This window comes from Streptomyces sp. C1-1 (assembly GCF_050214755.1).
In the GTDB taxonomy this organism is placed as follows: Bacteria; Actinomycetota; Actinomycetes; order Streptomycetales; family Streptomycetaceae; genus Streptomyces.
This window is the reverse complement of the sequence record NZ_CP189827.1, coordinates 196,807-211,573: the sequence shown is the minus strand read 5'-3', so window position 1 is coordinate 211,573 and position 14,767 is coordinate 196,807. Positions and strand designations below refer to the sequence as shown.

13 protein-coding genes and 2 pseudogenes are annotated in these 14,767 nt (G+C 70.3%); 4 read left to right on the top strand and 11 right to left on the bottom strand.

What is annotated here, in order from left to right; all coding sequences use genetic code 11:
* Positions 1-25 precede the first annotated feature (25 nt).
* A pseudogene (locus ACQF4J_RS47300) lies at positions 26-244 on the top strand (transposase); the annotation flags it as partial.
* A 102-nt stretch (positions 245-346) separates the two neighbouring features.
* Here ACQF4J_RS47300 and ACQF4J_RS47295 read toward each other — a convergent pair.
* The 3 genes from ACQF4J_RS47295 to ACQF4J_RS47285 form a co-directional block, all read right to left on the bottom strand.
* The gene (locus ACQF4J_RS47295) at positions 347-1,768 is read right to left on the bottom strand and encodes a DUF2637 domain-containing protein (protein ID WP_427169006.1); all 1,422 of its coding nucleotides are present in this window, start codon (positions 1,766-1,768) and stop codon (positions 347-349) included.
* 335 nt (positions 1,769-2,103) lie between these two features.
* Positions 2,104-5,610 carry a LysM peptidoglycan-binding domain-containing protein gene (locus ACQF4J_RS47290; RefSeq protein WP_427169005.1) on the bottom strand — a complete coding sequence of 1,169 codons (3,507 nt, stop codon included), beginning with the start codon at positions 5,608-5,610 and terminating at the stop codon, positions 2,104-2,106.
* A complete protein-coding gene (locus ACQF4J_RS47285; RefSeq protein ID WP_427168840.1) occupies positions 5,610-6,068 on the bottom strand; it encodes a TadE/TadG family type IV pilus assembly protein in 459 nt (152 codons plus the stop codon). The genes ACQF4J_RS47290 and ACQF4J_RS47285 overlap by 1 nt, the downstream gene beginning before the upstream one ends.
* A 302-nt stretch (positions 6,069-6,370) precedes the next feature.
* On the opposite strand from ACQF4J_RS47285, the gene ACQF4J_RS47280 reads away from it, so the two are divergent.
* The 3 genes from ACQF4J_RS47280 to ACQF4J_RS47270 all read left to right on the top strand — a co-directional run bounded on the left by ACQF4J_RS47280 (position 6,371) and on the right by ACQF4J_RS47270 (position 8,344).
* The gene (locus tag ACQF4J_RS47280) at positions 6,371-7,162 is read left to right on the top strand and encodes a pentapeptide repeat-containing protein (RefSeq protein ID WP_427168839.1); all 792 of its coding nucleotides are present in this window, start codon (positions 6,371-6,373) and stop codon (positions 7,160-7,162) included.
* Positions 7,163-7,432: 270 nt separating this feature from the next.
* Positions 7,433-7,969 carry a DUF4262 domain-containing protein gene (locus ACQF4J_RS47275; protein WP_427168838.1) on the top strand — a complete coding sequence of 179 codons (537 nt, stop codon included), beginning with the start codon at positions 7,433-7,435 and terminating at the stop codon, positions 7,967-7,969.
* 42 nt (positions 7,970-8,011) lie between these two features.
* Positions 8,012-8,344 (top strand): hypothetical protein, encoded by a 333-nt coding sequence (locus ACQF4J_RS47270; protein WP_427168837.1) that lies wholly within the window; start codon positions 8,012-8,014, stop codon positions 8,342-8,344.
* Between the two features lie 158 nt (positions 8,345-8,502).
* On the opposite strand, the pseudogene ACQF4J_RS47265 reads toward ACQF4J_RS47270, so the two are convergent.
* From ACQF4J_RS47265 to ACQF4J_RS47230, 8 genes and pseudogenes are all read right to left on the bottom strand, one after another.
* Positions 8,503-8,952, bottom strand: a pseudogene (locus ACQF4J_RS47265) (TadE/TadG family type IV pilus assembly protein); the annotation flags it as partial.
* A gap of 5 nt (positions 8,953-8,957) precedes the next feature.
* On the bottom strand, positions 8,958-9,386 hold the full coding sequence (locus tag ACQF4J_RS47260) for a TadE/TadG family type IV pilus assembly protein (protein WP_427168836.1): 429 nt from the start codon (positions 9,384-9,386) through the stop codon (positions 8,958-8,960).
* Positions 9,386-9,766: a hypothetical protein gene (locus ACQF4J_RS47255; protein WP_427168835.1), complete on the bottom strand. Its 381-nt coding sequence runs from the start codon at positions 9,764-9,766 to the stop codon at positions 9,386-9,388. The genes ACQF4J_RS47260 and ACQF4J_RS47255 overlap by 1 nt, the downstream gene beginning before the upstream one ends.
* Positions 9,767-9,950: 184 nt before the next feature.
* Positions 9,951-10,835: a type II secretion system F family protein gene (locus tag ACQF4J_RS47250; RefSeq protein ID WP_427168834.1), complete on the bottom strand. Its 885-nt coding sequence runs from the start codon at positions 10,833-10,835 to the stop codon at positions 9,951-9,953.
* Entirely contained in the window at positions 10,832-11,785 is a 954-nt protein-coding gene (locus ACQF4J_RS47245) for a type II secretion system F family protein (protein ID WP_427168832.1), read from the bottom strand. The genes ACQF4J_RS47250 and ACQF4J_RS47245 overlap by 4 nt, the downstream gene beginning before the upstream one ends.
* Positions 11,782-13,266, bottom strand: coding sequence for a CpaF family protein (locus ACQF4J_RS47240; RefSeq protein WP_427168831.1), 1,485 nt, complete (start codon positions 13,264-13,266; stop codon positions 11,782-11,784). Before ACQF4J_RS47240 ends, ACQF4J_RS47245 begins: the two co-directional genes overlap by 4 nt.
* A complete protein-coding gene (locus ACQF4J_RS47235) occupies positions 13,256-14,086 on the bottom strand; it encodes a hypothetical protein (protein ID WP_427168830.1) in 831 nt (276 codons plus the stop codon). The genes ACQF4J_RS47240 and ACQF4J_RS47235 overlap by 11 nt, the downstream gene beginning before the upstream one ends.
* A complete protein-coding gene (locus tag ACQF4J_RS47230; protein ID WP_427168829.1) occupies positions 14,086-14,703 on the bottom strand; it encodes an SAF domain-containing protein in 618 nt (205 codons plus the stop codon). The genes ACQF4J_RS47235 and ACQF4J_RS47230 overlap by 1 nt, the downstream gene beginning before the upstream one ends.
* Between the last annotated feature and the right edge of the window lie 64 nt (positions 14,704-14,767).

The following is a 14,767-nucleotide window of genomic DNA, read 5'->3' as shown; positions in this document are numbered from 1 at the left end:
ACGGAGAACCATGTCATGAAATGGCACTGCCAACGCGATCGAGTCGGTCAACGCCCGCATCCGGCGTTCGGTTAAGGTCCGCGGCCGCTTCCTGAACGAGCAGGCCTCGCTGAAGTGCGTCTACCTGGTTGACCAAGTCGCTCGACCTCAGGGGCAGGGTGAAGCCCCCTGGGCCATGCGCTGCAAGACCGCGCGCAACGCTTTCGACATCACCTTCGACGGCCGCCTTTCGGCCCGCCAGTAGCCCCGACTACTTGCAGTTCAACACTCGTTGGACAGTCCCCTGCCGGTCGAAGGCATTGGGCTGGCAGCCGGCGACGCGGCGTAACACCGCGCGGTTGTGCTCTCAGGTCATGGGGTGGGGTCCTAGGGAGTGCCAGCGTTGTTCGAAGTCGGGGATGAGTTCCTGGATGTAGTGGGTGGTGATGGGTTGGTTGTACTGGCGGGTGATGCCGTGGCGGGCGCATGCATCGGCTATGTCTGCGGGAGAGGGTGCCTGGGCGTGTGCCCGGTGGTGAGCCCATAGGTTGTAGATGCGCCAGCGGAGGAAGTGTCGGCGTAGGTTGGCTGGGCTGAGGGGTTGTTGACCGCGTCCGAGGAGTCCTTGGGTGGCGAGGTGGGTGGAGAGTTCGCGGTCGCTGGGCTCGACGCCGTGGCGGATGCGGTAGTCGTTCCAGGCGAGGTAGTAGCGGTCGGTCACGGTCAACTTCGCCTGGCCCGGGCGGTTGGTCCGGCGAGCGGGGTTGTTGTCTGGTGGTGTCTGACGCGATGGTGTCGTGTCGGTCCGGTGTGGGGGAGCGGTCCTTCTGCTTGTTTGGGTGGGCTGATTGGCCGTGGCGGGTGCGGCTGCGTAAGGCCAGGCGTGCGGGAACTCGCCGGCTAGGTTGCGTCGTTGCGTACGGGCGGGTGGAGGGCTGCCGGGCCAGGGAGCACCGCCTTGCCGGGGGGCTGCGGCCCATCCGAGATCTCTTCCGTGCGGGTGGGTGGAGAGCGCAGGGGTGGGGGTGTCGGGCTCTGAGCCAGTCGATACCGCTTTGGCAGGAATAGCGCTCGCACCTGGTTCCGTGTCTGCGTCCTGGCTTGTGCCGGCGGCTTCCCCCTGGGGTGTGGGCGAGATGAGGTCCGGTGGGTTGCCTGCTGCGGTCAGGCCCGCCGGGGCCGTCTCCGCCAGCGGGAAGCCGTAGCGGGCCAGCCGCAGCGGCAGTAGTGCTTCCACCGGAGCTTTGCGGCGCCAGGCCCGGCCGAACCGCGAGTGCAGGCGCGCCCGGTAGACCAGCCGCTCCTGCTCCAGCTTGATCACCTGGTCGTAGGAGCGCAGCTCCCACAGCTTCATGCGCCGCCACAGCAGGAACGTCGGCACGGGGGAGAGCAGCCATCGGGTCAGACGGACGCCCTCCATGTGCTTGTCCGCCGTGATGTCCGCGATCCGGCCGATCGCGTGCCGGGCCGCCTCCACCGCCACGATGAACAGCACCGGGATCACACCGTGCATGCCCACACCCAGCGGGTCCGGCCAGGCCGCCGCGCCGTTGAACGCGATCGTCGCCGCCGTCAGCAGCCAGGCCGTCTGGCGCAGCAGCGGGAACGGAATGCGGTGATGGGTCAGGTAGAGGTCCAGGGCGAGCAGGACACAGATGCCGGCGTCGATGCCGATGGGGAAGAGGTAGGCGAAGGTGCCGAAGCCCTTGCGGGTGGCGAGTTCGCGTAGGGCGGTGTAGGAGCCGGTGAAGCCGATGCCCGCGACTGTGAGGGTGCCGGCGGTGATCAGTCCGGTCAGGCACCGTCGGGCCGTGTGGCCGAGTGGGGGGAGCGACGCCGAAGGTTCGGTGCTGGTGCGGCGCGATGGGGGACCGGTGCTTGAGGTCAAGGGCCTGTGCTGAGTCGGCGATGCGGCCCTCGACGGTGACTTCGCTTTTGGCCCCGGTTCTGGCTGTAACCGTGTTCCCGGTTCCGCAGGTGCCGCTGGGCCCGGTGTTGATGCCGCTCTGGCGGCAGATACTGCCTTTGGCGCCGTCGCTGCCACCGGCGGGGATGGCGACTCGGGTGCCGTCCTTGCCGCTGATATGGAGGCCGGCGGGGACTGGAAGGGAGTTGTCCCAGGGGTCATGGCGTTGCTGCCGGATCGGCTTGGAGGGGCGTGTGGAGGAGGTGGTGGATGAGGTCGGTGGTCTCGGGTTCGGGTGAGCAGTCGAGTTCGCGGTTGATCTGTTGGATGCGGGTGATGGCGGTGTGGAGTCCGGAGCGGTTGCCGCGGGCAGCCTCAAGACGCATCCAATCCCTGTAGAGGAGTTCTGCGGTGGGGTCTGCGTCGAGGCCGGTGGCGACGGCCTGGCGGGCGGCGCTCAGGTTGTGATGGGGGCCTGCAGGGATGCGGTGGGTGGCTACGGTGTGGGCGATGTCGACGATTCGGGTGGTCATTTCCTGCTGCAGGGGTTCGGCCCAGGGCTGGGGCCGGCCGCCGAACGGTTTGCCCCGCACCAGGCCCAGTGCACGCTCCAGGTCATCCAGGCCAGCGGGGCCCAGCGGCAGCGCGCGTTCGACGAGGTGGAGGAAGCGGGTCCAGTCGCAGCGGATGCCAGGGGCGAGCCGGTAGGGGTCTTCGGCGGTCTTGCGGCGCGGCACGTACGGGTTGCCGGAGGGGGCGCTGCCGAGGCTGCTGCGCAGGCCCTGCATCCGGGCGTTGAGGGTGCTGGTCGACCATGGGTGGATGGGGTCCATGTCGGTGCACAGCACGTCGGCATTGCGGCCAGGTCGGAAATACAACAAGGCGGCCAGCTGCGCCATTTTGGGGCCGTGGCCGGTGTGGCCGACCCGGTCGACCTCGAGCGGCCCCAGCACCCGGATCTCCGGTGCGTGAGGATCCCGCCCCCCGTCTTCTTCGTCTGCTGGCATTGCCGGCTCCTGTCCGTTGGTCTGTGCCCCGTCCGCCTGCGCCCCCTTCGCTGTTTGAGCCTGGTCCGCCCCTGCCGTCTTCACCTGCGTCCGGGGCTGTGCTGCTGTCATGGCGTGGGTGGTTGCAGGAGGGGCCGGGGCTCGGAGTCCTGTCGTTTCGGTGCTCGACGCGGCTTCGTCCTTGGGTCCTGTCGACGCCGTGGTGGGGGAGAGGAGCAGGGCCGGGAAGACCTCGCCGCTTACGTCCGTTGCCGCCGCCGGTGACGGGATCGAGGCGGCAGTGGCTGCGGGCGCGGACTCCTGCGGCAACGGGTGCTCCGGCTGCTGCGTGCTGTCGAGCTCGTCCGGGACGTCTTCCCAGGGCCCCTCGGCCGGGTGGGACGGCTGCCCGGACACCTTCAACGCGGTGGTGATCTGCTGGTAGGCGGCGTGCTCCAGGCGCTGCACCGTAATGTCGGTGCCCGCGTAATCGACGGTCTGTGGGTCGCTGAGGGAGGCGTTGAGGATCTCCGCCTCGGGGAAACGAGCGGCCGCGGTGCTCGCCGGGGCGATCAGCGTGACGGGTACCGTCCCCGCCCGGTCGATGATGTCGGCGAACTGCCAGGCCGTGTCCTCGTCCAAGGAGGATGCGCACAGCAGCAGATACGGCTGATGCTCCGTGTCGGGCATCTGGTGAGCTTCCAGCAGGCGTTCGCTCAGATCACGCAGCGCGTGCCCTGCCTGGCGCATGTGGGCGATCCGCGCGGTGGGCAGCAGCTGCGGCAGGTCCTCACCGAACCCCACGGTGACGACCTCGACGTCGGTGGCCCACGGACTCATCCCGACTTCCAGGGCGAGCGAGGTGCACACTTCGGTGATGTGGACCGGGTTGCCGTCGAGCAGCAGCGCGGGCAGAGCGGCGAGGTTGAGCAGTAGCAGGTCGCCCGCCTCGGTGTGGCCGATCGTGACCAGCCCCGGATACGGTGCCGGCACGTCGCGGGCGGCCTCCTCGTCCAGGAGGGCGGCCTCCAAGGGCAGGACCCACCAGCCGCCCTGCCCGGCAGCGAAGGGCGCCACAGGTTCCTGGGCGAGGTCCTCGGGCAGCACCTGAATCGCGCGCGTTCCGATCCGGGCGGCCCGAAGGGGCGGCAGGACAGCGTCGGCCTCATGTTGTTGGGCGACGTGGTGGGCCAAGGTCCGCAGCGCCACGTCCAGCCGCGCGGCACCGCCGGGCTCGGCGGCCGCCGCCAACTGCGCCTCCGCCGGGGAGGTCTCCGCCGCGATGGCGATCTTCTCGCCCGGCTTGCGACGGCGGCGCTGCAGCGTCCGGCGCAGGGCGAGCGCCCCGGTGACCGCAGCGGCGAGCAGTGCGCCGGCGCCGAGCACGATACGCAGGTTCAGCGGGCTGCTGGCCGGAGCCGTCGCCGGGACCGTAGGCGTCGGGGTCGCGGGGGAGGAGGCAGCGGAGCCGGACGGCTCGGCCGACGCCGACGGCGTAACAGCAGAAGCCGGGGCACTGACGCTGGGCTCGGGCGTGGCGGACGCTGCCTCGGACGGTGAGGACTGATCCTGCCCGGGCTGCTCGGCCGGACGGCTGGAGGGCGCGCTGGGCGTGGACGACTGCGGTGCAGGCGCCTGGGTCTGGCTGGGTACGGGCGCTGGCGCATCATCCTTGCTGCCGCCCGGCTTCTGCGTGTCGTCGGGGGTCTGGGTGGCCGGGGGAGTGGTCTCCTGGCTGCCGGACTCCTCACCGTGGCCCTGGTCTTGAGGCGGCTGATGGGACTGGGTACCGGGCAAGGTGACCTGCTGCCCCGCGTAGATGACGTCCGGGTCGGTGATCTCGGGCAGTCCGTGCGGCTGCGGCTTGCCCCGGCTGACCTTAAATAGCTGCGGCCAGTCGTCGCCGTTACCGAGTTCCTTCTCTGCGATCTTCGACAGGTAGTCGCCGGAGTGGACCGTAACCACGTGCCCGCCCTTCTCATCAGTCGGCGGCTCACCCAACTGGGTACGCACGCCCCCCGCAGCCATAGCGGTCTCGGGCATCTGAAGCTGCCATCCGGGCTGCAGAAAGCTGTTCGCGCGGAAGACCGTGCCATCGGCCATGGTCCGTCCCTCGTTCAGATCTGAGATCTCCCGCCACCGCTCCCCGTCCCCCAACTCGTGTTCGGCGATGCCCCACAAGCTCTCCGCCGGCCGCGTCTCGCGGACCGTGTACGTACGCGACGCCTGCGTGCTCGCGGAGGATGCGGGTGAGTCCTGGTCGGCTTGGGCGGCTGCCCGCGGGGCATGGGCCGCCTGCCCCGGCACAAGTCCCGCCGCGGGGGCAGGCGCGGCCTGGGCGTCGGAGGCGAGCGCCGAACTGGTGGGCAGTAGCACCAGGATGCTGCCGATCAGCAGTGCCGCGGCGCGCTGCGAGGCGCCCATCCCGCGCGGGGCGCGCCAAGTACGGCCCCGCAGCTGTGCGATCAGCTCGCGTACCGCGCAGAAGCTGAACTGCGCCCACCCGATCCAGCCCACGCAGGCAAGGAGCAGCAAAAACACGCTGCCGGTGTCCTGCCGGTCCAGCAGGTGCGCCACGTCGTCGTGGGTGGCGGCCCAGATGACCGGGGTGGCCCAGGCCAGTAGCAGCGGCACCCCGGCGACCGCGCCGGCCAGGACGAGCAGGCTCACCGCGGCCTCGACGACCCGGGCCAGGGTGCGGCCCACCGCTGCGGCGGGGGAGCGGGTGGAGTTGCGCATCATCCGGTTCCTTCGTCGGGTGCGGTGACGCCGTGCAGGAGGGTGGCTGTGGCGTGGCCGCTCACCGGCAGTGAGCTGATCCCGGCCACCGACAGGAACGTGGTCTGGTAGGTGCTGGTGACCGTGACGGTGAGGGTGATGCCGTCGGGTGAGATGCTGACGGCGCCGGTGGCGCCGGCGGAGGCAAGATAGGACTGTGCTGCGGCAGCGGCGGCCTGTGGGTCGACGGTGATGGCTGTGCCGGTGATGGCGTCGGTGGGGTCGATGGCCTGCCCGCCGGCGCGGGCGGCTTCACCGGCGAGGTAGTCGGCCCGTTCGACGGCGCGCATTGTGCCGCCGCCGTCCACGGCGAGGCCGATGATGGCCAGCAGGGCGAGGACGCACACGGCGACGAAGACAGTGATGCCGCCTCGGTCGTCCAACGGGGTGCGCCACATGCGGCCGGAGGGAAAGGTCATCGCTGCCTCCGTGTCACACGGCCCGGGCGCCAGACTGCGGTCGTTCCTGCACGGGTGGCGGATGGGGTGCCGACGGCGCGGAGGGGCGGGGACTGAGGCTGGTGGGCGATGGGCAGGGTTAGGCGTCGAGCCGTGCCGGCCTGGGAAACGGGGGAGACATGTCTGCTCGTCGAGGCCTGTGGGGCGCTGTGGGCGGCGGTGTAGTACTGATCGCCTTGGTTGCGCTTGTCTGGCTGCCGCGCATGGTGTACCCGCCCCTCGCCGCGAGTGAGTTGCATCGTGTGACCGGTGAAAGGCAGCGTGTGGAACTGCAGCAGGACCAGTCCCGGGTGCAAAACGACTTCCGCGGTCAGCTGCTGCAGGCGATGGGCGCGGTGGTCGTCGTTGCGGGTGCTGCCGTGGGCTGGCAGCAATTCCGCCTTGCCCGGGAGGGGCAGATCACCGAGCGTTTCACCCGGGCCATTGATCACCTGGGCCATCCGACGCTCGATGTCCGGCTCGGCGGCATCTATGCACTGGAGCGGGTCGCGAAGAACTCTCCCGCCGACCGGCCCACGGTCACCGATATCCTGTGTGCGTTCGTGCGTGAGCATGCGCCGTGGCCGGTCGGCGCCCCCGGCGGGCCGCAGCATCCCACCCCCGTCGAGGAGCACCAGACCCCCTGGCTGACCTCCCGGGCTGCCGACGTGCAAACCGCCCTGTATGTGCTGGGCCGCCGTCCTGGGCACCCGGAGGAACACACCCTGTACCTTTCGCGCGTGGACTTGCGTCGCGCACACCTGTCCAAGGCGCAGTTGGCAGGCGCGAATCTTCGGCATTCGAATCTGTGCCGGGCCTATCTGCCCCACAGCAACCTGCACAGCGGCCAGTTGGCGAACGTTGATCTCCGCTACGCCTACCTGCGAGGCGCCCAGCTGGCTCACGCTGACCTGCGCGACGCGCATCTGGAGCACGCCGACATACGCCAGGCTGTCTTGCGTGGTGCCGATCTGCGGGGAGCCAACCTGGTGGATGCCGACCTGGACGGCGCCGACCTCACTGATGTGACCAGCGACGCCACGACGACCTGGCCCGACACCCACCGCCCCGCCTAGACCGGCTCTCCGCGCCGGACATGCGTGCGCACCCGCCCAGTCCCGGCGGGCTGATACGGGACGCCGTCCAGCGCCGCGGGCGAAGTGCCGGGGGCGCATATCGGCCCTCAAAACACCGTTCAGCGCGGCGCGACCGTCTGCACTCCGGTGGCCGCCTGGTCCGGTGCCGGGTGTTTGGGCAGCGGTGCGTGCCGGGCCGTGGCGCCGGATACGGCGGAACGCGGGACCTCGGCGTCGGCTGTGGGTGCGTGCCGGGGTAGTGTCGCGGCCATGCCCAGCGCTGACACCGCCGTCTGCCACTGCGTCGTCTGCCAGGACGTCGGCGATCCGGACGCACGTACCCGCTTGAGTGTCGCCACCATCGGTGAGCATGGCTGGCAGGTCATCATGATCCCCGCCGATGACCAGGGACCGGGCTGGGCCTACACCGTCGGCCTGTGGCACAGCCACCGCATACCTGAGCTGGCGATGTTCGGCCTGGACATCGACCTGATGCACACGCTTTTGAACGACCTCGTCCGCCAGGCTGTCGCCGGACCCGGTCTTGAAGCTGGCCAGGAGCTGCACGACGTCGCCAGTGTCCCGCTCGTTCTTGAGGCGGTCGACTATCGCTGGTACAGGGCGTTTTTCGGTACGGCGATCGGCTACTACCGCAGGCCGCCGTTCCCGTTCCTGCAGGTTCTCTGGCCTAACCAGGAAGGGGCCTTCCCCTGGCAGCCCGGCGGTGAAGGCCTGCTGGCTAGCCAGCCCCGGCTCTCGCTGCATCCTGTTGACCACCCCGTCGGGGTGTGGACGCAGGATCTGTGAACAGGCAAGGGCAAGGGCCGCAGTGTCGCGGACAATGAGGCTATGACGCGCTGGTGTCGCAGCTACTGGGCCGAGGAAGACACCTGGTTCTTCGAGGTCGACGCCGGCGGCTGGGTTACCCGCCAGGTCGAGCTCCAGGGACCGCTCGAGAAGCCCATTGCCGCAGCCTCGTTGGCCGAATGGGAAGCCGCCCAGCAGGCCGGGACCCTTCGAGACTACGAGGCGGCGTTCGGCGGCACGGCGGAGGTTGCTGTCCACGAGTGGGACCCGCACGATGCGCAAGACCTTTCCCCCGCGGAGTTCGAGAACGTATGGGCCGCGGCGCGGGCGGTTTGTCGGGCGCGAGCGCGTACCAGCACAGCGGACGAAGCGTGAACCCGACACCCTTCGACCGCTCACCGTCCTGCCCCCGTCGTGCGGCTCGCGCCCCACGGCACGCCAGCGCTCGGAGCGTCCGCCTGACCCCAAGGGGTGCGGGGTTCGGCGGCTGAGAGCTGCTGGTAGGCGGTGTGAACATGGGGGAATCCGAGAGCTCTTTCCCGGTAGGCGTCGACGATAGATGTTGCCGTGGCCGTGAGGGTCTTGGCTCCCGGCAGGCCGGGCAGGAGGAGATCGGCCAGGTTGACGGTGCAGGTCACGGTGGCGGTGACGGTGCCGACCTGTCCGACCGGCACACTCAGGCCGCCGGTGTTGATGGTCACGGACGTCGAGGCGCAGGTGATGCCCTGGTCGTCCAGCGACTGGGCGGCCGCCGACTGTGCGGCGCTCTGGGCGGCGGCTGCGGTGCGGTGGATGGAGGCTTCCCGGGCCGCGCCCTGCGCCGCTGCGTCGATTTTCGCGCCGGAGGTGACGATCCGGCCGCCGGCGAGTCCCAGGCACAGGAACATGATCAATGCCGGGAGGATGATGGCCGCCTCGATCGCGGCGCTGCCCTCATCGCCGCGGCAGTGCCGGCTGCGGACCCAGCGGGATGTGGAGCGCATTGAGATCACTCTCCGGAGGAATCGGTGAAGCGTTCGACTGTTCCGGTGGCGCTCTGGCTGATGTGCAGGCCGGGGATGCCGGGGATGAGGGAGATTGCGTAGCCGGTGACGGCCAGCCGCACGCGTTGCCCGTTACTGCTGGCGGTGACGTGGTAGCCGCGCAGGCTGTCACCCGCGGTGCGGCCCAGCACAGCACGTGCCTGGGCCGCACCGTCGGCCGGGTGTGCGTGGTAGGCGCGCGCGGCACTGGCGCCTTCGCGGGCGGCGGTCAGGGCGATCTGCCGGGCGTAGTACCACATTGAGGCTTGGATGACGGCGAGGGTGGCGAGCAGCACGAAGGGGAAGATGATCGCCATCTGGATGGATGTGTCACCGCGGTCGTCGCGCCATTGTCGCCTCTGCCACCAGGCTGTCAGCCGTGGGGGAGGCTGCATCACAGGTTGCCCAGCTGACCGTTGTACTTGGCGATCACGAGGGCGATGGTCCCGGCGACCAGAACGGCTCCGGTGACGGCGGCGACCCAGATGATGACGGTGGTGATGCTGATGTCGCCGCGGTCCGGCCGTGCGAGGGCCTCATCAAAGCCCGCGCGCAGGCGGACGGTCACCCGGGTGGCCGCGCGTCCGGCGGGTCCGCCCCTACCGGTTCTGCGTCCGTCCTTGCCGGGAAGCGGGGCGAGTTCTGCAGGGGCGTCGTGCGCGGCCATGACTGCGGGCGCCGGTGTGGCCGCAGCTGCCGCGGAACGGTGCTCGGCCGGGGCGGGGTCTTGGTGGATGCGGCCGGCCAGCCGCCGCACTAACCGGGTTACGCGCATGCCGTTTCGGCTGTCCCGGTGGCTGCGTCCCGCTACGGGGGACGGCGTGGGCCCGCAGTGCGGGTCTGTGGTCGCGCGGAATACAGCTCGGCGGGTGCGGGTTGCGGTGTGCTTCATGAGCGGTGCCTTTCGCAAGCGTGGGACGCGGTCGGGGTGGCAAGGGGGCGGCGCGGCCTGGGGGTGGTCAGACGGTGAGCATGCGGATCACCGCGGGGAAGGCCATCAGCAACATCACCAAAACGGCCAGGAGAGCTCCGGGCGCGGTCATCTTCTCGCTGGCCGTGTTCGCCTCGGCGGCCTGATCCGCCAGGAGTTCGGTGTTCAGCGCCGCGGTTCGGGCCCGCAGCGCCTTGTAGACGGCGGCGCCGTCGGTGGCGGAGCCGCGCATGATGTCGGCGATGTCGGTGAGGACGGGCAGGTCGTACTCGTCGGCGAGTTGGGTGAGTGCTTGGTAGGGCGGGATTTTCTCCAGCCGGGCGCGGCGCAGCGCGCCCTGCAGATACAGGAAGGGCCAGCCGTCGCCGACGGCGGCGGCTTTTTCGAGGGCTTCGGCGGGGCCGGCGTCGGCGACCCGCTTGAGCGCGACCAGGTCGAGGTAGGCGGACAGGGCGTGCGCGAACTCCTCCCGCGCCCGCTTGGCCTGGTCCCGCACGGCGAGGTCCGGGGTGAGGAACAGCAGCGCGGCGGCGAGGAGTCCGACGCCGGCGGGCAGGTAGAACGGCAGGCCCACCCCGGCGATGATCCACGGAATGGTGGCGATGACCGGGCAGAGCAGGCCCAGCGCGGCGAGCGCGGTCTTCTTGAGCATGAACTGGCCCGGCCCCTGCCCGAGCAGGGCCAGGTTCGTGGTGGGGATCTTCACGCCCGGCAGGCGCTCGAGGCGGGCCAGCAGCCACCGGCCCCACACCTCCTCGCGGTCCAGCTGCGGTTCGGGCATCGTCCAAGTGGCCGGGGCACTGCGCTTGAGGGCCGGCCCCAACGCGGGCTGCGGCTGCAGCAGTTCCCGGATCAGCAGGGCGACGCCGGCACCGACGGTGCCGCCGGTCACCACGACGGGGATCAGGTTCACGGTGCGGCTCCTTCCGGCTCGCGGGGGGTGATCGGCTGCTCCGGCTCCGGCGTGGCGGCGGGCAGCCGGACGGTGCTGGTCAGGTCGGGGATGAGGAAGCGGGGGATGCGGCGGAAGGAGCCCAACTGCCGCATCAGGGCGAGCACGCCGACGAATCCGGCCGTCAGGAACGCAAGGACGAGCTGTCCCAGCAGCGTCGTGTACGGCTTGGTGTAGCTGGGCACGAAGAACCCGGCCACCACGACGCCGACGGTGATGAGGGTCATCCACCGCACGGTGGTGCGGGGCTTGGCCCGGTCGGCTTCAATGGCCCGCTTCTTGGCGACCTCCTCGCGGACGGTGGCCGACAGGTCCTCCAAGGCTTGAGCCAGGCCCGGGCCGCGGTCGCCCGCCGACAGGATGAGCGCCGCGGTCACCTTGTCCGCGGTGACATCGTTGATTTCATCGGCGAACGCGCGCAGCGCTCCTTCCGGCCGCCAGCCCAAACGGAGCCGGTCCGAGAGGTTGATGATCTGCGGCGCGAGTGCGTCCGGTGCCCCCTGACGGCTGGTGATCATCGCCTGTTCCAGGCCCATGCCGAGGCGGAGCAAGCCGGCCAGCCGCTGCGTCCACTCGCTCAAGCCCTCCAGTTGGCCGATGCGCTCGGCCGCCATCTGCACCGGGGTGATCAGCCAGGGCACGCCGATGACGGCCGCCCCCAGCAGAGCACCACCGACGAAGTTCCCCGAGACCAGCCACACGGCGATGAAGACCACGATGGCCGCGACCATGAGGGTCCGCCGCCGCATCCGGGCATCCTCGCTCTGGTTCTTCCCACCGCGCAGGGACGCCTGCCAGCGCTGACGCAGCGGGGCCCGCCGCGGTGCCGTGATGCCCACGGCACCGGCCACGACTCCGATCAGCCCCCCGACGACGGCCATGCCGGACAGCAGCCCGAACAGCAACGTCATCGGCTCACCCCCACCTTCAGCGGCAGCGGCGCCGGCCAGGCCCCATAGGGCTGCTGCAGCAGGGCCGAGTCGAAGCCAACGCGGCGCAGGTCGTCGATGCAGCCCGGATCCATCCGCGGCACCGCCCGCAGCTCTCCCCACTCAGATCGAGGGGCGAAAATCTCGTTGGTGGCGGGCCGGCCGTTCTCACCGATCCCGGTCAGCTCCAGGACGTGGGAGACGTAGCGGTGGCGGCGGCCGCCGATCCGCGTCTCGTCCGTCATGTCGACGTACACGATGAAATCCAGGCCGTTGGCGGTCTGCCGGTAGGCCAGCTGCTCGGACAAGTTCTCCTGGGCCAGTGCGTACAGTTCGGCGATCCGGTCGAAGACGATGTCGGGCCGTCGGGCGTGGATGGTGCACAGGTTGCCGCCGGAGCCGTTCGTCAACGCCTGCATCATGGCGACGACTTCCGGGCCGCGGACCTCGCCGACCACGATCCGCTCCAGCGACATCCGCAGTGCCGGATGCATCAGATCCAGCAGCGTGACCTCACCGGCGCCGCGCCCGGTGACGTCTTTCTCCCCGTTGGACTCCCGCCCGATGAGGGAGACGACCTGCTGGTGGTAGCCGCTGGTATGGGCGAACAGCTCGTCCTCGGTCTGAATGGTCGCAAACCGGCACTCGGGGTCGAACTCCTTGAGCATCGCCCGCAGCAGCGTGGTCTTCCCAGCCTTCTGCTTGCCCGCGATCATGATGTTCTTCCCGGCCCGCACACAGGCGCCGAGGAAGGCGCGCAGGATGGGATCGATGGCGCCCAGCCGGACCAGGTCGTCGAGATCCGCCTGGGAGACGCGGTGGCGGCGAATGACCGCATACGTCATCGGCCCCAGCCCGGTGATGGCCTGAAGCCGCGACCCATCCGGCAGGGACAGCGCCAGGGTGGGGTTCGCGGTGGAGATGGTCCGCTCGCTGTGCCCGGAGCCACGCGCCAACTCCCGCAGCAGCTCCAGCAGTTCCTCCTCGGAATCCGCGATCGGGCCGACCCGGCGGCGTTCGCCGTCGCCGTAATCGAGCCACACCTCACCCGGGCCCTGGATGATGATGTCCTCGACCCGCTCGTCGTCCAGGTACGGCTGCAAGCGGCCGGCCCGAAACAGCAGGTCATACACCGCGCGCCGCAGCGCCTGATCCTCCTGCGGGGCCATCGCGCGGGCGTCCGACCACACCGCGACCGCCTCGGCGATCCACTGCAGGCAGCGCTGCTCCTCGCTGGCCCTGTCCATGCCGGGCCTGGTTTTGAGCAGTTCCTCGCGCTGTCGGGCCACCTGGGAGGCAATGTCACGGGCTACCCGGTAGTCGACGGTGGCCTGCGGCGCGGCCGCACCCAGCACCCGAGGGTCCACGGCGGCACCGGCCCGCGCGGCCGCTCCGTGGACAGGTGTCCGTGGGTGGGGCGGCGGTGTCACGGTGGGGTCGGGGTGCAGGGGCCTAGCGTGCATGGGGCACCTCCCTGCCCGCTGTGCGGGCGCCGCGTGGGTCGAGCCGGGAGCGGCGCATGGCCGCCAGTTGCAGAAGCAGCGTGCTGCCCGTGCGTGCGGCTTTCATCAGCGCGGAGCGGGTGAAGTGCCGCGGCTGTTCGGCGCCGTCGGACAGCACCCGGGCGTCCTTCGGTACGTACGGCAGCGTGGCGATCACCGGCACCTGCAGCACGCGCTGCACCTCGCCCGCGGGATACGGGCCCTCGTCGATCATCAGCACGCTGACGTCACCGACGCGTTCCTCCAGCGACCTCACCCGTCCCTCGGCCGCCTGCAGGCAGCGCAGGGTGTTGCGGACCACCACGAACACGGCGTCGGCCTGTTCGGCCAGGACCCCCGAGGGCCCATACGCGCCGCGGCGCCCGAGATCGATGATCACGTCATGGCCGCTCTCGGCCTCGATACCGCGGAACATCCGCGCCAGGACCTTCCACACCTGCGTCAGGCTGGCCGACTGCGAAGCATCGGTGAGGCCGGGCAGCAGCAGCCGGTTACGCAAAGACTCCCGACTCGTGCCGTCGTCACCGCTGACGTCGATCAGCTGACGCCAGAAAGCATCACTGAACTCGCCCTTGCGCACAGCGACGGAAAGGTTGCGCAGCCCGTACCGGTCACCCAGCGTGCCCTGCAGCAGCCCGTGCAGGACGGCACCACCATCCGGGTCACACTCGGCCAGGATCATCCGGCGGCCCGGCGTCAGCGGCCACGACAGCAACAGAGCCAGGGCGCTCGTGGTGACGCCGGGCGCGCCACTGCAGCCGGCGAGGGCGATGACCGCCATCAGTTGCCGTCCGGGGCAGCCAGGACCAGCCGCAGGGTTCCGCCCGCCTCCCAGGCCGCGGCAGTGGGGCCATCGCTCGAAGAAGTCGCCACGTCGACGACCACGACGCCCGTGCCCGGAGCGGCCCCGGACGCCTTCACCACCCGGCCCTCGATGGTCTGGGGCGCGGCGTCGGACGTCTTGTCCGTGCCCGTCGTCCCCTGAGCCGGCACGTGCACCAACTCAACTTTCTGGCCCGGCACCAGCGCGGTCGCGGGAATCTGCTTGGGCTCCAGGCCGATGGGCACCAGCTGCTCGCCTGCCTTCACCAGGTTGTCCTTCGTCACCTGAGAGGGAGCAAGCAGGGAACCGGGCTTGAGCTCGACCGCGGCCCGCTTGCCCACCACCGACCTCAGATTGTCGGCGCGTACCGCCTTGACGGCCGGGTCCAGGGCGACGGACGCCTTGCCCAGGTCGTCCTCGGTGAGGACCTGGCCGACCTGCACGTCACGGACCACCGTCACCACGTCCGTGCGGTGGCCGACCTGCAACAGCAGAACGGCAACTCCCGCGCCCCCGGCAGCGATCAGCGCCAACGACAGGGCAATGACACCCGGGCGTCGCCGACGAGCCGACACCCGGGGCGGCGCCACCGGTCCTGCCCCGCCCCCGCGGTGAGGGAGTGAGGTCGGGGCTGTACCT